Origin of the sequence: Pontibacter sp. SGAir0037 (genome assembly GCF_005491705.1) — a bacterium.
GTDB lineage: Bacteria > Bacteroidota > Bacteroidia > Cytophagales > Hymenobacteraceae > Pontibacter.
The window spans coordinates 1,514,850-1,534,846 of sequence record NZ_CP028092.1 but is presented as its reverse complement, the minus strand read 5'-3'; the positions used below and the strand labels follow the sequence as shown (position 1 = coordinate 1,534,846).

General features: G+C 46.1%; 19 protein-coding genes. 10 read left to right on the top strand and 9 right to left on the bottom strand.

From position 1 onward, the window contains the following. Position 1: 1 nt before the first annotated feature. Positions 2-643, top strand: a complete 642-nt coding sequence (locus tag C1N53_RS06390) for a DsbA family protein (RefSeq protein ID WP_137758515.1) — start codon at positions 2-4, stop codon at positions 641-643. Here C1N53_RS06390 and C1N53_RS06385 read toward each other — a convergent pair. Together C1N53_RS06385 and C1N53_RS06380 are read right to left on the bottom strand one after the other, a co-directional pair. Further along, a complete protein-coding gene (locus tag C1N53_RS06385; RefSeq protein ID WP_137758514.1) occupies positions 635-1,378 on the bottom strand; it encodes a spheroidene monooxygenase in 744 nt (247 codons plus the stop codon). The genes C1N53_RS06390 and C1N53_RS06385 overlap by 9 nt on opposite strands. Positions 1,379-1,487: 109 nt before the next feature. Then, entirely contained in the window at positions 1,488-1,991 is a 504-nt protein-coding gene (locus C1N53_RS06380; protein ID WP_137758513.1) for a pyridoxamine 5'-phosphate oxidase family protein, read from the bottom strand. 132 nt (positions 1,992-2,123) lie between these two features. On the opposite strand from C1N53_RS06380, the gene C1N53_RS06375 reads away from it, so the two are divergent. Continuing rightward, complete coding sequence (locus C1N53_RS06375) at positions 2,124-2,711, top strand: ACP phosphodiesterase (protein WP_137758512.1); 588 nt, start codon at positions 2,124-2,126, stop codon at positions 2,709-2,711. A gap of 67 nt (positions 2,712-2,778) precedes the next feature. Here the strand turns inward: C1N53_RS06375 and C1N53_RS06370 are convergent, their stop codons facing one another. From C1N53_RS06370 to C1N53_RS06350, 5 genes are all read right to left on the bottom strand, one after another. After that, positions 2,779-3,294 carry a peptidylprolyl isomerase gene (locus C1N53_RS06370; RefSeq protein ID WP_137758511.1) on the bottom strand — a complete coding sequence of 172 codons (516 nt, stop codon included), beginning with the start codon at positions 3,292-3,294 and terminating at the stop codon, positions 2,779-2,781. A gap of 114 nt (positions 3,295-3,408) precedes the next feature. Next, entirely contained in the window at positions 3,409-5,349 is a 1,941-nt protein-coding gene (locus tag C1N53_RS06365; RefSeq protein ID WP_137758510.1) for an AAA domain-containing protein, read from the bottom strand. Positions 5,350-5,480: 131 nt separating this feature from the next. Next, complete coding sequence (locus C1N53_RS06360) at positions 5,481-6,047, bottom strand: hypothetical protein (RefSeq protein WP_240773407.1); 567 nt, start codon at positions 6,045-6,047, stop codon at positions 5,481-5,483. Positions 6,048-6,222: 175 nt separating this feature from the next. Continuing rightward, positions 6,223-7,215 (bottom strand): zinc dependent phospholipase C family protein, encoded by a 993-nt coding sequence (locus tag C1N53_RS06355; protein ID WP_137758508.1) that lies wholly within the window; start codon positions 7,213-7,215, stop codon positions 6,223-6,225. A gap of 48 nt (positions 7,216-7,263) precedes the next feature. Further along, positions 7,264-8,637 (bottom strand): DEAD/DEAH box helicase, encoded by a 1,374-nt coding sequence (locus tag C1N53_RS06350; RefSeq protein ID WP_137758507.1) that lies wholly within the window; start codon positions 8,635-8,637, stop codon positions 7,264-7,266. 140 nt (positions 8,638-8,777) lie between these two features. Between C1N53_RS06350 and C1N53_RS06345 the strand changes: the two genes are divergently transcribed. Beyond that, the gene (locus tag C1N53_RS06345; protein WP_137758506.1) at positions 8,778-9,890 is read left to right on the top strand and encodes an AI-2E family transporter; all 1,113 of its coding nucleotides are present in this window, start codon (positions 8,778-8,780) and stop codon (positions 9,888-9,890) included. A 46-nt stretch (positions 9,891-9,936) separates the two neighbouring features. Here the strand turns inward: C1N53_RS06345 and C1N53_RS06340 are convergent, their stop codons facing one another. Beyond that, positions 9,937-10,806 carry a DUF2911 domain-containing protein gene (locus C1N53_RS06340; protein WP_137758505.1) on the bottom strand — a complete coding sequence of 290 codons (870 nt, stop codon included), beginning with the start codon at positions 10,804-10,806 and terminating at the stop codon, positions 9,937-9,939. Between the two features lie 586 nt (positions 10,807-11,392). Here C1N53_RS06340 and hisG point away from each other — a divergent pair. The 4 genes from hisG (at position 11,393) to hisB (ending at position 15,767) form a co-directional block, all read left to right on the top strand. Next, a complete protein-coding gene (hisG, locus tag C1N53_RS06335; RefSeq protein ID WP_240773406.1) occupies positions 11,393-12,265 on the top strand; it encodes an ATP phosphoribosyltransferase in 873 nt (290 codons plus the stop codon). Further along, positions 12,265-13,554: a histidinol dehydrogenase gene (gene hisD / locus C1N53_RS06330; RefSeq protein ID WP_137761414.1), complete on the top strand. Its 1,290-nt coding sequence runs from the start codon at positions 12,265-12,267 to the stop codon at positions 13,552-13,554. Before hisG ends, hisD begins: the two co-directional genes overlap by 1 nt. Continuing rightward, a complete protein-coding gene (gene hisC, locus C1N53_RS06325; protein WP_137758504.1) occupies positions 13,547-14,593 on the top strand; it encodes a histidinol-phosphate transaminase in 1,047 nt (348 codons plus the stop codon). The genes hisD and hisC overlap by 8 nt, the downstream gene beginning before the upstream one ends. Before the next feature lie 73 nt (positions 14,594-14,666). Beyond that, positions 14,667-15,767, top strand: a complete 1,101-nt coding sequence (hisB, locus tag C1N53_RS06320; protein WP_137758503.1) for a bifunctional histidinol-phosphatase/imidazoleglycerol-phosphate dehydratase HisB — start codon at positions 14,667-14,669, stop codon at positions 15,765-15,767. Between the two features lie 61 nt (positions 15,768-15,828). Here hisB and C1N53_RS06315 read toward each other — a convergent pair whose 3' ends face one another. Then, the gene (locus tag C1N53_RS06315; RefSeq protein ID WP_240773405.1) at positions 15,829-16,227 is read right to left on the bottom strand and encodes a hypothetical protein; all 399 of its coding nucleotides are present in this window, start codon (positions 16,225-16,227) and stop codon (positions 15,829-15,831) included. A 709-nt stretch (positions 16,228-16,936) separates the two neighbouring features. Between C1N53_RS06315 and C1N53_RS06310 the strand changes: the two genes are divergently transcribed. From C1N53_RS06310 to trpD, 3 genes are all read left to right on the top strand, one after another. Further along, positions 16,937-18,346, top strand: coding sequence for an anthranilate synthase component I family protein (locus C1N53_RS06310; protein ID WP_137761413.1), 1,410 nt, complete (start codon positions 16,937-16,939; stop codon positions 18,344-18,346). Between the two features lies 1 nt (position 18,347). Next, entirely contained in the window at positions 18,348-18,911 is a 564-nt protein-coding gene (locus C1N53_RS06305; protein WP_137758501.1) for an aminodeoxychorismate/anthranilate synthase component II, read from the top strand. Positions 18,912-18,986: 75 nt separating this feature from the next. Beyond that, positions 18,987-19,994 carry an anthranilate phosphoribosyltransferase gene (gene trpD, locus C1N53_RS06300; protein WP_137758500.1) on the top strand — a complete coding sequence of 336 codons (1,008 nt, stop codon included), beginning with the start codon at positions 18,987-18,989 and terminating at the stop codon, positions 19,992-19,994. Positions 19,995-19,997: the final 3 nt, after the last annotated feature.

Below are 19,997 nucleotides of genomic sequence, written 5' to 3'. Positions count from 1 at the left end.
GATGAATGAACTGCAGCAGAAACCGCACCTGATTTATGTAATGGATCCGATGTGCTCCTGGTGCTATGGTTTTGCGCCTATCATAAACCAGGTAAAGCAGGAACAGGAAAAGCAGCTGGGATTTAAATTAGTGATGGGCGGCTTACGGCCAGGCACAAACTCCACCCTGGAAGAAGCTTCCAAAGCAAGTATGAAACAACACTGGCTGGATGTGGCGCAGGTTACAGCACAACCGTTCGACTATAATTTCTTTGAACGATCTGATTTTGTATATGATACTGAACCTGCGAGCCGGGCTGTAGTTACCATGCGTTACATGAAACCAGAAGCAGAGTTTGCTTTTGCAAAAGCCATTCAACACGCGTTTTATGCGCAGAATCAAGATATAACCAAAACAGAGGTTCTCCTGGAAATTGCCACCCGATTTGGAGTAGATCAGACTGTTTTTATAGCCAGCTTTGCCTCCGAAGAAGCGAAAGAGAAAACAGCACAGGATTTTTTAATAGCCAGGCAGCTTCAGGCAAACGCTTTCCCGAGTCTTTACCTGCTAAGCACTGCGAAAGTGTTTCTGATTAACCGTGGTTACAGCTTGTATGAGGCTGTCAGCAGCAGATTAACAGAGGCTTTGCAGAAATTATTCTGATACATTACTCAGGCTTGATAGTGTAACCGGATCAACGCCGTTCCAGGTGCCTTCGCTGGCAATCGGTATAAAACGTGCGAAGAGTTCTTCACTGTACCAGTTCTCAGCGCGAGTGCGTTTCATTACTTCCTGGTGCAAGGGGTTATGGTAAGCATACTGTTTCATGGCTGCAGCCGATTCCCAGACACTAAAGGTTGCCTGGCGCACAAAAGGCAGCTCACCTAATCCGATAGAACAGATCAGACCCTGGGCATTTTCTAGCGCTTTACTAGTTTTAGGAACAAATTTCCAGAAACCCGGCAAGGCACGCCAGTTAATGCTGGCACGCGTTAAAACGGCAATAGGACCTTCAGCAGCTTTTCGATGACTAAAGGGTTCAAAAGGACTTTGCTTATCCCATAAGCCATGCGATTGAAGCGGTTCAAGGTATAAGGTCCAGCTTTCAAATGTATGCTTTTTATACTCCTCCAGCAGGCACGAATGATGCAGGAATGCTTTGGCTGCTTCTTCACTTTCCCAGGTACAAAGCAGGCCATAACGGTAAAAGTTGGGCTTAATGCTGAACCCCTTGCCCTGGCCGCTGCCAAGCAGTTTGAAAAAGAGGAGCCCGGGCACCTTTTGCAGGTGCGGAACAGAGGTACCCATTTGTGCCAGTCCCCAGCGCACATGGCCTGGCTTTATGCCAAAAAGGGTGAGGGTGGTGAGGCGGGCTTCGCCAGGTATAGGTGCAGCCAAGAGAAAAATAGTTAGCTATCGGTTTTAAGGTAAAGGTAACATAGAAACACCTGCCACACAAAAATGTTTGGCAGGTGCTTTTTTTAGTATATCGGTGTAAAACGAGATACTACAGATTGATTTTTTTATTTTCGCCCGGATGCGGCTGTTCGCCTGTAATAGCAGCCTTGGCCATGCCATATAAATGCACCATCACACTGTTAGGAGCATCCCAGTATTCAGCTTTGTCAATCGTTACTTTAATCAAACCGATATTCGGATCGTCTTTACCTTCCGGAAACCACGATTTCATAGCCGGATTCCAGAGCTCTTCTATTTTTGACCTGTCTTTTGTAACCATGGCACGGCCTGAAACTGATACATACAGGTTGTCTGAGGGCTTCGCATAACTCAGGTTTACATGCGCATCATTTTTCAAGATTTCGTCTGACTTGGCTGACTCATACCCGGTAAAGAACCACAGAACTCCTTCTTCCTTCACTTCCATATTCCGCATCGGTCGGCTTCTCAGGCTGCCGTCGCTGTCTTGGGTGGTCATCATACAGGTGTCAATATCATTTATTTTATCTACCAGCTTTTGCAGGTTTTCTTTCGTATTTTGATCAATGTTCATAGTTTTAAATTTACTTTATGTACGTGTTCTGATTACGCGCTATAGTTGCTCAGGGTTTATATGGAGCAGATGCGGCTATAGTTTTAACAATCCACGTATGATGATGTTCAGCACGAAATAAAAAAAGCTTCAGTGAATTTTTTAGCACATATTTTTCTCTCCGGCGATGATGAAGAATTGCTTTTGGGCAACTTTATAGCAGATAGCGTAAAGGGGAAACAGATGCATTTATACCAGCCGGGAATAGCTAAAGGCATTCGCCTGCACCGCCTCATCGATACCTATACGGATATGCATCCGGTAGTAATGCAGACCAAGCGCAGGCTCAGGCCGCACTATGGAAAGTTCTCTCCGGTTATTGCCGATATTTTTTATGATCATTTCCTGGCAAAACAGTTCGGAAAGTTTTCTGCAGAACCTCTGTCTGCCTATGCAGCACGAATTTATAGTTTAATACAGCAGCACCACCATATACTGCCGGCCAGAGTGCAGTACATGTTACCGTACATGGTGGAGCAGAACTGGTTGCTAAGCTATGCTGCTTTGCCTGGTATCAAACAGGTTTTAACCGGCATGAGTCGGCGTACCACGTTTTATTCCGGCATGGAGACAGCCAGTGAAGAGCTGGAAAAGCAATATAGCGCTTACCAGGCTGATTTTGAGGCTTTTTTTCCTGACCTACAAGCGTATGTGCAGGTTGTTAAAAAGGACTTGGAGTAGGTGAGGCCATAAAAAAAGAAGCTGCCTGACAGGCAGCTCCCTAAAACGTAATCTAGTAGTAACAGGCTTAGTGGTGGTGATGACCACCTGGTCCGTGCACATGCCCGTGATCCAGCTCTTCCGGAGTGGCAGCACGCACATTTTCCACTGTTCCTTTAAAATAGAGTTCTTTTCCAGCCAATGGATGGTTAAAATCCATGGTTACTGTATCTTCGTTAACTTCGGCTACACGCCCCTGCAACTGGTTTCCTTCGCTATCGGCCATCGGTATAAAATTACCTTCTTCCAGCATGTTTTCGGGTATGCTGCCGTCTACCTCGAACACCTGTTTCGGCAGTTCAACTACAGCATTCTCATCAAAATCGCCGTAGCCACCCTCCGAGTCTAGTTTAAAGTCAAAAGCATCGCCGGTATTCAGGCCTTCCAGCTGATCTTCGAACTGATCGGGCAAACCACTCATACCATATATGAACACCATAGGATGCTCTTTGCTCGCTGTTTCGATAAGGCTTTGCTCACCGTTCTCGTCTAAAATTCTTAGCTCGTAAGAGAGCGTCACTACGCTGTTTTTTTCAATCTTCATGCTTCAGGTTTAAAATGTTATAGGATACTGTAGTTAGAGAAAGATATAAAAAATATACAGTTAATCATATCTATCTCTCTAAATTCTTACTCATACTTAGCAAGAGATGTTTCTTTATGGCAGACAATCTGTTAGCTCCCAGGCACTTTTATACGCATGAATAGACTCAACGTATGCAAGAAAATCGCTATAAAACGGATGCTGCGACAAGGTGGCACTATCTCCAACTATCACCAGTTTCTTTTTGGCGCGGGTCATGCCTACGTTCATGCGGCGAATGTCGCTCAGGAATCCGATCTCGCCTTTGTCGTTGCTTCGCACCATGCTGATATAGATAATATCCCTTTCCTGTCCCTGAAAACTATCTACGGTACCTACCGATAGTTGGCGCTTTATAAGCAGGTCGTGCAGCAGGGGAGTATGCTCTACTTTATCCTGCAGGTAATTGATTTGTGCCCTGTAAGGAGCAATTACGCCAATCTTTAAGGATTCAGTCTCAGCTGCCGGTTCATACTCTTTCAGCAGCAGGGCCAGGTGGTTCAGCAGCAGATCGGCTTCTTCCGGGTTGGCAGAACTTTGTGTTTCCGCCATGTCCGTTTCGTTATAGCCGCAACCGGCTGTATCTATAAATTCAACGGCTAGTCCAGGTGCAAACTTTGCGTTATAGGTGTGCAGATCGCTCTCCCGCACGCTTTCGTGCGCCTCCAACTCGCCTTTGTAGAACTCCTGGTTAGAGAACTGCATAATGTGCTGGTGCATCCGGTACTGTGTTCTCAGCATAACTGAAACGGCCGGCTGCCGCTGAATGCATTTCTCGAACAACGTGAGGCCTAAACCTCCATTTTCTGCTTCAAAAGATTTAACTGTAGGCGGAAGCTGAAAATGGTCACCAGCCAACACCACGCGGTTTGCACGGGAAATCGGAATCCAGCAGGCCGGTTCCAGCGCCTGGGCCGCCTCATCGATAAACACTGTATCGTACTGCATGTGACGGATAGATTTATTGGCGGCCCCCACCAGAGTACAGGTAATCACCTGCACGTTGTCCAGCAGGTCATCTGTAATGTAATGCTCTATCTGGTCAGCCTCGTCGAGCAAACGGTTGCTTTCTGCTTTGTAAAGCTGGCGCTGGTTACGCTCTTCATAGCCGAATTTTCGCTTGTACTGGAAGGCAAGGCGCTTATACTCTTCTGCTACTTTGCGCAGTTCTTTCAGGTCTTTATAAGCTTTGTGGGCCATTACCTGTGCATCCAGCGTATGCTCCAGCAGCACATCAGATACACGCGATGGATTTCCTATCCGAATCACGTTAACGCCTTCATTTGCCAGCTTCTCTGTCAGCAGGTCTACAGCGGTATTCGAAGGGGCCGTTACCAGAAGCCTTTTCTGCGTCTGCAGCGTTTGCAAGATAGATTGCACCAGGGTAGTGGTTTTACCTGTTCCCGGCGGACCATGGATGATAGCCACATCCTGGGCCTGCGCAATTTTCTGTACTGCTTCGTTCTGAGAGGCATTAAGAGAGGGTATTCCGGCTACAGTTGCATTGGCAAAAGAAGGAGTTTTCACGCCTAAAAGAATATCGCGGAGTTCCGCCAGCCGTGTACCCTGCGTTTCCTGCACTTTTTTCATGGCTATCTCCATTTCACGATAGCTCATCTCATCAAAAGTCAGGTCAATGCCAAGCTTGCCGTCGTCTATCCAGTCAGGCAGATCTTCTTTGTTGGTAGCCAGAAGTACTTTGTTGCGCTTCAGGCCGACTATTACACCATTCAGGCTGTTGCGTTCCCCCTGGTTGCTGAAAAGAGCAGCTGCCTTACCTGTCTGGAACAGGTGTAGCTGGTCACGACCGGAAGTACGCTCCAGTTCCAGCACAACCTTATTGCCGAAACCAATTTCTTCTTTAGAAATAACTACCGGATACCAGCAAAAACCCATGGCTTTGCGCTCTGTAATTGAGCTTTTCAAGCTTTTAGCCTTGTACTGCTGGCGGTCTTCTTCCTGTTCAATTTTTAGCAGTTCCTGAACCTGCTTCAGTTCTTTAAATATATCGATCATCTATATCAAAAAAGAAAAGGCTGGATACTTGCACCAGCCCTTGTACTTGCACGTTTATATAAAACTTCTTTGAGGTGCAGCAACTTATAACAGTTGGAACAGCTTAATAAATTCCTTTATCTGACAATCGCCTAGCTGGCTTTACTTTTTCTTTTAGGTTTAGCCAGCGCTTTGTTTAGCCTTACCTGCAGTACAACAGCATATAAAACAAACAAAAGCAGGCCGCCGGCCAGTATTGCAATAATTTTGTCTTTCCCGTAACGCAGATCCTGAGAAGCAGCCAGTTGATCGTCTTTTCCTTTCATGGCTTTTTCATGTTTTTTGATCTGCGCCTGAAGGGTGGAGATCTGACTTTTTAACTCGCCGATGTGGCTATCAATCTGGCGTTGGTCCTGTACTTTTATCTGGTCGACACGCTGTGTTTCAACAGTGGTTTCAGCAATTTTCTTTATACTCTGCTCTCTAACGGCAGCAATCAGTTCAGAATCTTTTTTGATGATGCCTTTCAGCGTTTCAATGATATTGAGCAGGTCCTTTTTAGATTTCTTGCCCCAGAAGTTACTGTTTTGCTGGTTATAGTACTGATACTCCAAGACCAGTTGCTCACGCTCGTTCATAAGGCGTGTCAGTTTGTCTTCCTGTGCCCGGGCATTGGCAAAAAATAGCAAAAGAAGGGCTAAGGCCAGTAATTTCTTCATCTTCACTTCTTCCTGTTAATATAAAATTACACGCAAATATGGCTCTTGATATTGGATAAGGCGAGCATTATTTTTCAAATATCTGTTTAACAAGGTATAAAACCTGAAACAAGCGGCAAAACACCGGCCACTGTTAGGCGGAGCGAGAGCTTTGCCGCCAGGGCATTTGCAATGGTTATTCTTCTGTTTTTTTCTGAGCCGCCAGCACACGCTGCTCCTGAAAGAGCCTGTTCTTTTTCCATGACTTGTTTTCTTTCTTAAGAGCTTTCTTCTCGGCCTTGCTGAGTTTTCCGGCCATTAGCTTTTCCATATCCGGTTTACCGCCATCTACCCAGGCAGTGTACCAGAAACTGGCAATTGCTTCGGCGGCCCCTGCCATTTGTTGCTCCACCATAGGCCCCAGCAATTCCTGGTATTTTTTTGCAAAGTCGTCAGCATAATACTGTCTCACCCTGCCGTTCCGCTCTACATTTACAAATTTAGTTGCTGTTGTAAAGCTTTTACTTGCTTCCCGCTCCAGCTCCAGGGTTTGCGGCACCAAAGTATTGGTATGTCTTACAACAGTCCAAATGGCCTTTTCTGCATCTGGCAGATAAACTGCTTTTTTATTCTGCAGCTTATAAGTTGCAGCATGCATTTCAGGTACTTTCGATTCCCAGAGGCTGTGCAAGCCTTTCTGGTTGCTCAGCTGGCCATCGTAATTAACAGTGGTGTGCAAAGGCACATGCGCATCGGCAATATAGTGCCCCAGATCAGCTGCATAAAAGAGGATGCTATCTGCCTGTTGTGTTTTAAAAGCATTCGTTAGCTTTTGCTGCATTTTTACCACATGCCAGGGTACAATACCGTATTTCAGCAAGGTATCAGCCGTATACCTGGCTGCAGCTGCTTCCCAGTCTTCCGGCATGGTGTGCACCGCATCTTCTCCAAAAACATCTATATCTATGAAGTGACGTGGAGCTTCGGCCGGATCGCTGTTCCTGCGTTCGTCCGGACGCACCGACTTTTCTACCAGGTAATCCTGGTGCTTGTAAAAGAAAGCCTGCATAGGTTTCGGAAGACCATAGATAGCTAACTGGTGTATGACTTTGTGGCCAAAAAAGCCCCAGCCATAAGATGCAGCACTGCCTATAACCAGGCAAAGGGCAAGAAGGGTAATCTTTTTCATTAAAAGGTTTCGGAATATAAGCTATGAATTGAAAACATAATTAACTCACTACTGCACCAGGCTCACCCTGAATTTGCGGCCTTTAATTTTGCCGTTGCTCAGCAGTTTGACAATTTCCCGGCTTTCTTTTTCGGGAACCGCCACGTAGCTGCTCTTGTCCTGCACTTCAATTTTACCGATTTGTCCGGCTTCTAAACCGGCTTCTGCTATCAAAGCGCCCACTATATCGCGCGGACTGATTTTGTCTTTTCTTCCTGCCTGAATATAGATGGTGGCAAACCGGGGTTCTGAGGCTTGTTGCGTATGAGCTGCAGAAAGAGTACCGGCATCCAGCCACTCATCCATGCGCACCAGTTCCCAATCGCGCAGCTTCTGTTCGCCTTTTGGAGTAGCCAGGGTATAAACAGTTCCATTTCTGCCGGCTCTGCCTGTACGGCCGCTTCGGTGCAGGTAGGCTGCTTTGTCATCCGGTAATTCATAATGTATGATGGCGTGTAAGGCATCTATATCCAGGCCTCTGGCCGCAACATCGGTGGCTACCAGTATGGCAACGGAGCCATTACGGAACAGGGTCATGGTTTGGTCGCGGTCACGCTGCTCCATGCCGCCATGCAAGGCTTTTACCGAAAGGCCATGCGCCTGAACAAAGGCTGTCACTTCGTCGGTTGCTGCACGTGTATTTGTGAACACTACCGTACCTGAACCAGACTGTTGCTGTAACAACTTTACAAGCACTTCCTGCCGGTCTGCCTGCTCCACTTTCAGCCCCACAAACTTTACCTGGTCGGGTACGGTGGTAGCGGTGGCTTTAATAAATTTTGGAGCTTTCAAAGAGGCGCTTATCAGCTCTTTTACCCCTTCCGGCATGGTGGCAGAAAACAAAATAGTCTGCCGCTTACGTGGGAGGGCAGCAATAACCTGGTCCAGTTCCTCCTCAAAGCCCATTTCGAGCAGCTTGTCCGCTTCGTCCAGCACCAACTGCTGTACATGTGCCAGGTTCAGTGTGTTCCGGTTTAAATGGTCGGTAAGCCTTCCGGGTGTTCCGACCAACACCTGTGGCGGGTGGGCCAGCGAAGCTCTTTCCTGGGAGAAGGCATGCCCGCCATAAAAGGAGCTTATTTTCAGGTTTGGCATTAGTTTGGCAAACTGCTTTAGCTCCTGCCGCACCTGTAGGGCCAGCTCACGGGTTGGCACCACAATCAGGGCCTGCACCTGTTCCAGGTTTGCATCCAGCCGATGCAGCAGCGGTAAGCCGTAGGCTGCTGTTTTACCGCTTCCTGTCTCTGCCTGTCCTGCTACATCTGCTCCGTCTAAAATGGCAGGTATAGCAGCTTCCTGTATGGCAGTAGGCGTAAGGTATGCAAGCGCCTGCAGTTGTTCCAGTAGCTCATTCCGTAAGTTAAGTTGTGCAAAGGTGCCCATTTTTTATCATGAAGTTCTGGTGCAAAGGTACACATTATAATTGAGGGAGAACGGAAGAGGAATGCGACTCTTTTTTAAAGTCTACAGCATTCACACCAGAAAAAAGTACCTTTTACTCTATAAATTCAGTATGCAAAGGCATGAGTAGATCTGTAAAAAAGCTCCAGAGGTTAACATATAGCTTGTTATTTCTGATCATGCTGGTATTCGTGCTGATCGTGGCAAGGGAGTTCCTGTACCCGATCTTTATGGCCGTTTTATTTGCCTATTTACTCTATCCGCTGGTAAAGATCTGGGAACGCTGGGGCATCCCGCGCATTATTGCTAACTTCTTCGCCATTATTCTTTCCATGGCTTTACTGGTGAGTCTGTTTGTGCTGCTCTACAAGCAGCTCTCTGTTTTTCTGAACGATTTTCCGGAGCTGCAGGAGCAGGCCATGCGTAACATCGACAAGCTGCAAATGGAACTGGAGGATCATTTTGGAGGTGCAGAAGGGCGTGACAGAGAAATGTGGCTGCGGAAGCAGATCATCAATGCCTTCGAGTTCAGCGGGGGCTTTATCAGTGAACTTTTGCTGGCCATGACGGGCACGCTCACAAAGTTTGGCCTGATGCCCGTGTACATTTTCCTGATGCTGTATTACCGAAACAAATTCCACACGTTCCTGCTACGGGTAATGCACTCGGAGAATTACCCTGTAACAGAGCAGATCATCAACGATATATCACATGTCACCAAACGCTATATGAGTGGTGTTGTCATTGTGATTCTCATTCTGTGCCTCATTAATTCCACAGGGCTGCTGCTGATAGGAGTGGAGTATGCCGTGCTGCTGGGGATCTTATCTGCCCTGATGAATTTTATTCCTTACTTCGGAACATTGATAGGCGGGGCAATTCCTTTGCTCTATACGCTGGTGGTACAGGGCGATCCGCAAAAGGCTTTCGGGGTGCTCGGCTTCTTTCTGCTGGTGCAGTTCACCGAGAATAATATTCTTACACCTAACATTACAGGAAGTCAGGTGAACATCAACCCCTTGTTCACAATTTTAAGTATAATTGTAGGAGGTATGATCTGGGGATTACCGGGAATGTTTGTAGCGGTTCCTTTTCTGGGTATGTTCAAAATTTACTGCGACCACCATAAATCTATGCACCCTTACGCATTTTTACTGGGCACAACCGGTACCGAAGAACACGCCCTTACCTGGGAGAAAATCAAAGGCTGGTTCAGAAAGAAAAAGCAGCCCTAGAGCATGACAATGGGTACTATAACTGTTAGCCGAGCAAAGTCAGGTGCTAAAACTTCCTTTTCTTCCAGTCGTTATAGGCTGTTTCTATTTCTTTTGCATAGGTCTTATAAGCCTGAGGATCTGTACCACCTAACTGAATGGCTTTTGCGGAAAGAGAAGCCGCCATCTGAAATTCTTTGTTGTAAGCATACAGCCTGGCTTTTACCCAATTGTTGTAAAAGTTTTCCTTAATGGCAATAGACTTATTTATCCACTGCAGTGCCAGCTCATGATACTCTTTCTTCTGCATCATATAATCAGCGCTTTGAGCCCAGATATACCAGTCATCAGCGCTTGCCTCTGCCAGGGCTTTTTTGATGTTGGCTAAAGCCTTTTTTTCAACTTCGGTTTCAATGCGAACTGTAACTTTAGAATTCTCCCATACCAGGTTCAGGTTACCGGTAGTAAGCCCCACATCTGTGAAATTAAATTGCATGGTTTCATTAAAAGAGGTGGCCTGTGGTTTAATGCGCAAGTATGCCACATCATCCAGTTCATTATAACCTTCCAACCCCCAAAGCGTAGTGTCCTTGTTCAGGATCAGGTTCCAGGAAGAATCACTTTCAGGCAGTATAAAAACCGAGTAAGCACCCGCCGGAACGCGTTCATTGTTCAGAAAAAGGTCGTCTGAAAATTTGATAACGGTAGCTTCGTTTGCACCGGCACGCCATAATTGGCCATAGGGTACCAGCGATCCGAAAATCTTGCGGCCTTTAACTCCAGGGGCATGGTAACTGATAGAAATATCAGTCAGGCCAATGGTTTGCTTTACAAATGCCTCGGGACTTGGCTGTGGGAGTTTTAGCTGTGCCTGGGCCGCTTCCGTGAAAGCCAGCACCACAAAAGTTGCCAGAAAGGTATAGATTAACTTCTTCATAATGCTTCACTAACGCAGTATCCTATAGAGCTGTCACCGAAAAAATTATGCCAGCTATATGATATTCGCTATACAAGGCACAAAAATAGCAAAAAAATCAGCAAATGAGGGTCACCCGGCGTCCTGGAAATTTTCTACATTATTCAGAATAGGCTATGTCAGAAGTCTTATATCCTGTAAAAGTGCTAAATCATCCAGTTGGTGACTTGTTTACACCAAAAACTATGTTCCTACTACTCAGGCAGTCATGCAGTGAAGTTTAAAGCAGCTGTTGTTTCAGTTTGAACAGGGGCTGTTTACTTATAAAGAAGCCACAGGCTGAAAGGTCAGGTCAGAAATAAATTGAAAACTTTCTGCGGTTTTTTCGTTTATCCGAAAATCCTGCTAGTTTTGCAGCACATCATGAACGGAAAACAGTTCTATATCGCCACAACTCTTCTTTTTGCAGCACCGGTTGCAAGTGGCTCTACTGTACATTTCCATCACATCCATCATTCCTCCTAGGAGGAAGTTAATCATCATATAGCCCCCGAAGGGTTTTTAAACCCGATCTGCAATTTGTTTTAAACATTTTGCCTTTCTTTACATGTTCATACAACTAAACAATATGCTTCGGATTGCCATACAAAAATCTGGGAGACTCAGCGAAGACTCTCTTTCACTTATACGCGAATGCGGTATTTCTTTTATCAGCAGCAGCCTCAAACTAAAAACCGAATCAACCAATTTTCCGCTCGAGATACTTTTCCTGCGCGATGACGATATACCTGGCTATGTAGCCGATGGTGTTGCCGATATTGGCATAGTAGGAGAAAACGTGCTGGTGGAAGAGGGAATGCAGGAATTAGCGGTAGAAGAGCTTGGGTTTTCCAAGTGCCGCCTTTCTTTAGCTGTTCCCAAAGCAGACGATTACAAGGGAATAACAGACCTGGAAGGTAAAAACATTGCCACTTCTTATCCTAACCTGCTACAGGCTTACCTGGATGAAAAAGGCGTTAAAGCTCATATTCACACCATCAGTGGTTCCGTAGAAATTGCCCCAAGCATTGGCCTGGCCGATGCGATCTGCGACATCGTGAGCTCTGGCAGTACGCTTATCAGCAACGGCCTGAAAGAAGTTGAACGTGTTTTCAAGTCGCAGGCGGTGCTCATTGCTAATAAGTCGCTGAACGAGGAGAAAAAAGCCATACTGGAGAAACTGCTCTTCCGGATACATGCGGTACAGCGTGCGCAGCGTGCTAAATATATCCTCTTAAACGCCCCAAACGACAAGATAGACGAAATTACCAGGCTTTTACCTGGCGCCAAGTCTCCTTCTATTTTACCACTGGCAGAAGAAGGCTGGAGTTCTCTGCATTCTGTTATCAACGAAGACGACTTCTGGGAGATCATTGACAAGCTTAGAGAAGCCGGAGCACAGGGCATTTTAGTTGTACCTATAGAGAAAATGATTGTATGATCCGGAAAATGAAATACCCAGCCAGGGAAGCCTGGCCCGGGCTTGTGCAAAGGCCGGTAAAAGACCTGGCGGAGCTGGAGCCGGAAATCAGGCAAACCTTTCAACTGGTGCAGGAGCAGGGCGACCAGGCCCTGTTGCAGCTGGCAGAAAAATTTGATGGTGTAAAACTGAACAGCCTGCTTGCCTCAGCAGAGGAGATAGCAGCAGCAGAGGCAGAAGTATCACTGGAACTGAAAGAAGCCATTCTTCAAGCTTACAGCAATATACAGTTGTTTCACGCACAGCAGGAAGAAACACTTCGGCCCGTGGAAACCATGCCGGGTGTACGCTGCTGGCGCAGAAGTGTGGCAATTGAAAAAGTCGGTTTGTACATACCTGGTGGTACGGCACCTCTTTTCTCCACGCTCCTGATGCTGGGGGTGCCGGCAAGAATTGCGGGTTGTCGGGAAGTGGTGCTTTGCACACCTCCTTCTAAAACCGGCTCGGTACATCCTGCTATACTGTACACGGCTTCTTTGCTGGGCATAAACAAGATTGTAAAGGCCGGAGGCGCACAAGCTGTGGCTGCCATGGCTTTCGGAACAGAAAGTGTACCGGCTGTGAGTAAAATTTTCGGTCCGGGAAACCAGTATGTAACGGTTGCAAAACAGCTGGTAAGCAAAGCAGGCGTAGCCATCGATCTGCCTGCCGGTCCTTCTGAAGTGCTTGTGATGGCCGATGACGCTGCACACCCTGCTTTTGTTGCGGCCGACCTCTTATCGCAGGCCGAACATGGCGCCGATTCGCAGGTGGTTCTTTTAACAACCTCCGAAGCTTTGCTGGATAAAGTAAGCGAAGAACTGCAGAAGCAACTGGCTGCCTTACCCCGCGAAGCCTTTGCCTCTCAGGCATTAACTAACAGTATGGCCATTGTGTTGCAGAACGACCAGGAAATGTTGGCTTTCTCTAACCTGTACGCTCCGGAACACTTGATCCTGGCTGTAGAGAACTACGAAACCCTGGCTGATGGCGTGGTAAACGCCGGCTCCGTATTCCTGGGCAACTTTACGCCTGAGTCGGCCGGTGACTATGCTTCCGGTACAAATCATACGCTGCCTACCAACGGCTATGCCCGTGCCTATAGCGGTGTTTCCCTGGATAGCTTCGTTAAGAAAATCACTTTCCAGCATATCTCACCGGAGGGCATTAAAAGTATAGGCAAAACAGTGGAAGTAATGGCAGAGGCTGAAGGGCTTCAGGCCCATAAAAATGCAGTTTCTATTCGACTAAAGGAGGTTGAAAATGTTTAATATTGAAAAGCTGGTACGCCAGAATATACGGCAGATGAAACCTTATTCCTCTGCACGCGATGAATTTAAAGGAACTGCCACCGTTTTTATCGATGCCAACGAAAATAATATTGGCAGCCTGGCAGGCAACAACTATAACCGTTACCCGGACCCGCACCAGAAAAAGCTGAAAAGCCGCCTTGCTAAAATTAAAGGGGTGGAGCCGGAACAGATATTTCTGGGGAATGGCAGCGACGAAGCCATAGATCTTTTGCTGCGCCTGGTATGCCGCCCCGGGCAGGATGCGCTGCTACAGCTACCACCTACTTATGGCATGTACGAGGTATCAGCAAACCTGAATGAGGTGCGTATTGATACCGTGCAGCTAACAGCCGATTTCCAGATTCCGGTTGAGGAAGTACTCCGTCAGCTAAAACCAGAGACAAAGATCGTCTTTATCTGTTCTCCCAATAACCCAACAGGTAACAGCATTAATCCGGAAAGTATTGAAGCTATACTGGATGCTTTTGATGGTCTGGTAGTAGTAGATGAAGCCTATATTGACTTCGCCCATAACCCCAGTTGGACCACCCGCTTACAGGAGTTTCCTAACCTGGTTGTGATGCAAACCTTGTCAAAAGCCTGGGGAATGGCCGGATTACGCTTGGGTATGGCCTTTGCCTCTGCTGAGATCATCACTTATCTGGATAAAATCAAGCCGCCTTACAACATAAACGAAGCTACACAGGAACTGGCACTGGCTGCCCTGGAGAAGTCGGAAGAGCTTAAATTTATGGTTGAAGAAATTGTGCAGGAACGGGAATTGCTGACACATGCTTTGCCTCGCCTGAAGTCTGTTCTGAAAGTATACCCGTCTGATGCCAACTTCTTACTGGTTAAAGTAACAGATGCAAACGGATTATACAACTACCTATTAGGCAATGGAATAGTTGTAAGGAACCGCTCCAGTCTGAAAGGCTGTGAAGGCTGCCTGCGCATATCAGTGGGTACGCTCGAAGAAAACCAGCAGCTCCTACAATCCATAGAAGAATTTAGATAACGACTCCTGTACCAGGTGGCAGGAAATATCTTTCATGCCACCTGGTACAGGGTTACTTGACATGCATTTAGAAATGAAAAAAGCATTATTTATTGACCGAGATGGTACTATACTGGTAGAACCCAAAACCGATTACCAGGTCGACTCCTTCGAAAAGTTTGAGTTTGTTCCGAAAGCAATCCGTAACCTCTATCAAATCTATACTGCACTGGATTACGAATTTGTGATGGTTACAAACCAGGATGGCTTAGGCACCGACTCTTATCCTGAAGACACGTTCTGGCCTTACCAGAACAAAATGCTGGACATACTTAAAAGTGAAGGCATTGAGTTTGCCGATATTCTGATTGATCGCAGTTTTGAGCACGAAGGGCTGCCAACACGAAAACCAGGTGTTGGCATGATGAAGAAGTACCTCGAAGGTGCATACGATTTAGCGAATTCCTATGTGATCGGAGATCGCCTGACAGATGTGCAGCTGGCAAAAAACCTGGGTGCAAAGGCTATACTGATTACAGAAAGTCCTAAAGCAGATGTAGATTTTTGCACCAACGACTGGGATGAAATTTTCTCTTTTCTGAAAGGAGGCGCATCCAGAACAGCCACTGTCAGGCGACAAACCTCAGAAACCAGTATTTTGGTAGAGCTAGACCTGGACGGCTCCGGCAAAATGGAGATTGAAACCGGTTTGGGCTTTTTCGACCATATGCTGGAGCAGGTGGCCAAGCATGGAAACCTCGACCTGAAAATACAGGTGAAAGGCGATCTGCATATAGATGAGCACCACACCATTGAAGATACCGGGCTTGCCCTTGGAGAAGCTTTTGCAAAGGCTTTAGGAGATAAGCGCGGCATCACCCGCTACGGCTTTTTCCTGTTGCCAATGGATGATGTACTGGCACAGGCAGCACTGGATTTCAGTGGTCGCCCCTGGACGGTCTGGAATGCGGCCTTTCATCGTGAAAAAGTAGGAGATATGCCGACCGAAATGTTCTTCCACTTTTTTAAATCTTTCAGCGATACGGCCAAAGCTAACCTGAACATAAAAGTAGAGGGTGAAAATGAACACCACAAGATTGAAGCTATCTTTAAAGCATTTGCCAGAGCTATTAGAATGGCAGTACAGCGAAACCTGAACGATAACACCATTCCAAGCACAAAAGGTACCCTATAAATAATAAGGGCAGCTGTAGTAGCTGCCCTTATTTTATTTCTTTTCTTAATTTCTATAGCTTTTAAACAGAGCGTAACCAGTCTTCCGCTGTATCTACATTATCGAAGGTTTTTACAAAAGAGGTATCAGAGGCACTTCGGAGCGATTTATCTGTAGAGAGCCTGCTTAATGTACTTGGTGAGTAAACCCAGGCGAAATATTCTAACCCGGCTTCACGCATTCTTGGAAACCAGTCCTGTCCTACAAATTTAGAAGCACCCGACCAGATTCCTTCAACATTTGTATTGTCATTCAGTACTCTGCTGCATTTATACTCTTTTACGAAGTCCAGAATCTTTTCACAACCAGCTGTTACAGTGTCGTAATTTACGTAGCCTCTCCAGTTAACATATATCCAGTGATCAGCAGCATTATACTCTATGGCAATGTAAGTATCTCTAAATAGTATTTCGTTTCTCATCAAATTCATTGGGTGGTAAAGCTTGATGGATTCAAATCAGTAAATTATTCACAAAGCTACATCCATTAATTAATTTTTAAAAATGGCTCCTTATGATACCTAAAAAATAACAACTCTACAAAAATCGCACCTAATATTCCTTTTTATCTATCTTCAAATAGAACTGTCGGATTTTAAAGAGATTAATTTTTATTATTAACATCATTAGCCTCAGTCATTACTCAAAAATGGAAGAAATAGCATCCGAAATTCCCTTTCAGAGACAGGTTTAATTTCTGATTTAAAGGTTATCCCACTATACTCCGACAATGTTCTTTTGTTGCCTCTGCAGTTGCCACAGATCAGCTTTGCAACAGTAAGTCACTGGTTACCTTTCTTATAAAAATATACCGCTACCTGCAATTGTTATCGGTAAACATGAACCGGCCAGTACAAAGGAAGCTATCACAGACACAATAAAAATTTTTTTGATTTAATTTTGGTGTTTTCAATTTTGCCTCTACATTTGTGACACAGAGATAAGCGAAAGAACATTTCTGTGATAGTTTGAAAACATGAGACTAAATAATATACATACAGCTTGGTGGTGGCACGTTTCAGAAAGGATCGTGAGCAGCACCGCTATATAGCATTATAAGCACCTGAAAGATAACTGAAAGTCCGCTGTTCACTTGTGATAGCGGACTTTTTTTATACCCTTAACCAAGCCATAATGAAGTTTAAGATCAGCACCTCATACAAACGCCTTCTTGCAGATATCCTGACTCCTGTAAGTGTTTACCTGAAGTTGCGCGACCAGTACCAGAACAGCATTTTACTGGAAAGCTCCGACTATCATGGTGCAGAAAACAGCTACTCTTATATCTGCTGCAGTACCATAGCCAGCATAAAAGCTGAAAACGAATTGCTTACCGAGCTTTTTCCGGATGGCAGCACCAGGCAGACACCTATTACTAAAGAAACAGATATTCCCGGCAAACTTGCCGCGTTTGCTGCAAGCTTCGAAACCGAAAAAAACAACTTTAACTTCATCCATAACGGCCTTTTCGGCTATATGAATTATGATGCGGTGCGCTACTTCGAAGACATAGACCTGCATCTGCGATCGGACAAGCAGGAGATCCCGGACCTGTTCTATGCCATTTACAGATACGTGATCGTTATCAACCATTTTTCCAATGAGGCCTTTATCTTCTCCCACACCTATAACCAGGAAGAACCAAACGGTATTGAGAAGCTGGAGGCATTGCTGAACAGCCGAAACATACCGAGCTATGGCTTTGAAATAACAGGTGAGGAGGAATTCAACATCAGCTCGGACGACTTTCTGCAAAACATAGAAAGGGCAAAGCAGCATTGCTTCAGAGGAGATGTTTTCCAGCTGGTACTTTCCCGCAGATTTAAGCAGGCTTTCAAAGGCGATGAGTTTAATGTATATCGTACCCTACGATCTATCAACCCTTCGCCTTACCTGTTCTATTTTGATTATGGCAGCTTTAAGATTTTCGGTTCCTCTCCCGAAGCGCAGCTGGTCATAAAAGACCAGAAAGCCAGTATTTTCCCGATTGCAGGCACATTCAGGCGCACTGGAGATGACCTGGCGGATGCTGCTCTGGCAGAAAAGCTTTTGGCAGACCCGAAAGAGAATGCCGAGCACGTGATGCTGGTTGATTTAGCCCGTAATGACCTGAGCCGCAACGGATCGGAAGTAACAGTAGAAACCTTCAGAGAAGTACAATACTATTCGCACGTTATCCACCTGGTATCCAAGGTATCGGGTAAACTGCATAGCCGCGAAGATTCCTTACCGATGGTAGCCAGCACTTTTCCGGCAGGTACCCTCTCAGGAGCTCCCAAACACATGGCCATGCAACTGATCGACCGCTACGAAACCACCAACCGGGCCTTCTATGGCGGCTGCATTGGCTTTCTGGACTTTGACGGCAACTTTAACAGCGCTATCATGATCCGTTCCTTCCTGAGCAAAGACTATAACCTGTACTACCAGGCAGGAGCTGGTATTGTGGCAGCTTCTAATCCTGTCAGCGAGCTGCAGGAGGTAGATAATAAACTTATGGCCCTTAGAAAAGCGTTACAATTGGCGCAAGAGATTAACTAATATGAAAGTTCTGGTAATAGACAATTACGATTCCTTTACCTATAACCTGGTGCACCTGATGCAGGAACTGGGTGCCGAGGTAACGGTACGCCGAAACGATAAAACCACCCTGGAAGAAGTAGGCGAATACGACAAGATTATGCTTTCACCAGGCCCGGGTATACCCGACGAAGCAGGTCTTCTGAAAGAAATCATCCGTACTTTCGGAGCCAGCAAGAGTCTCTTCGGTGTTTGCCTGGGGCATCAAGCCATAGGTGAAGTATACGGAGGTAAGTTGTTTAACAGCAACGAAGTATGGCATGGAGTAGCTACACCTGTGCAGGTGGTGCGTGAGGACGAAGTGCTCTTCAAGGATTTACCAAAACAGTTTAACACGGGCCGTTACCACTCCTGGTTGGTAGAGAAAGAGCTTCCGGATAGCCTTTTAGCTACTGCTGTTGATGAAACAGGCAATATTATGGCCCTCCGGCACAAAGAATATGATGTGCGTGGGGTACAGTTTCACCCGGAGTCAGTGCTGACAGAACAGGGGAAAACGATCATCAAAAATTGGCTGGAAAGCTAGCAGCATAACTATCTACTTTACGACAAAGGACAGCCGCTTCCTTTGTCTTTCATCCTAAATTTCCTTTGTCAGAATATGAAAGACATATTAAACCATTTATTTGAGCATAAAACGCTGAGCCGCACCCAGGCACGGGAAGTACTGGTTAATATTACAAAAGGCATTTACAACCAGAGCCAGATCACCAGCTTTCTGACAGTATACATGATGCGCAGTATTACAGTTGAGGAACTGGAAGGTTTCCGGAACGCGCTGCTAGAGCTCTGCCACCGTGTAAACCTGGATGCCTACAACCCGATCGATCTGTGCGGCACCGGAGGCGATGGAAAAGACACGTTTAATATCTCTACGCTGGCCTCTTTTGTAGTGGCAGCCAATGGTATTCATGTAGCCAAACATGGCAATTATGGCGTTTCTTCTGCTTGTGGTTCTTCCAATGTGCTGGAGGCGCTGGGTATCCGGTTTACGACAGATACCGGCTTGCTGGAACGAAGTATAGAAAACTATAGCATCTGCTTTCTGCACGCGCCATTATTTCACCCGGCTATGAAAAGTGTTGGGCCAATCCGCAAAGATCTGGGCATTAAAACTTTTTTTAACATGCTGGGACCTATGGTGAATCCTGCTTTTCCGAAACGCCAGCTGGTGGGTGTTTTCAGCCTGGAGTTGGCCCGCATGTATGGCTACCTGTACCAGCAGGCAGATACCCATTTCAGCATTATTCACAGCCTTGACGGGTATGATGAAATTTCGCTGACCAGCCCTTTTAAAGTGATCTCCGACCAGAAAGAGCAGTTGCTGGACGCTGACCTACTGGGCTTACCTCATGTTCGTTATGAGGATATAAGAGGAGGGGGAACAGTAGAAAAGGCTGCCGGCATATTTATGCAGGTTTTAAAAGGAGAAGGAAGCGTGGCCCAGAATGCTGTAGTGGCAGCAAATGCCGGAATGGCTATTCAATGTGCCCGTCCTGAGCTTTCGCCCCGCGAAGCAGTAGCCATTGCTAAAGAAACACTTGAATCTGGTAAGGCTTATACTTTATTTAACAGCCTTATAAACGATAAAAATTTAGTTGAAGCATAGTGT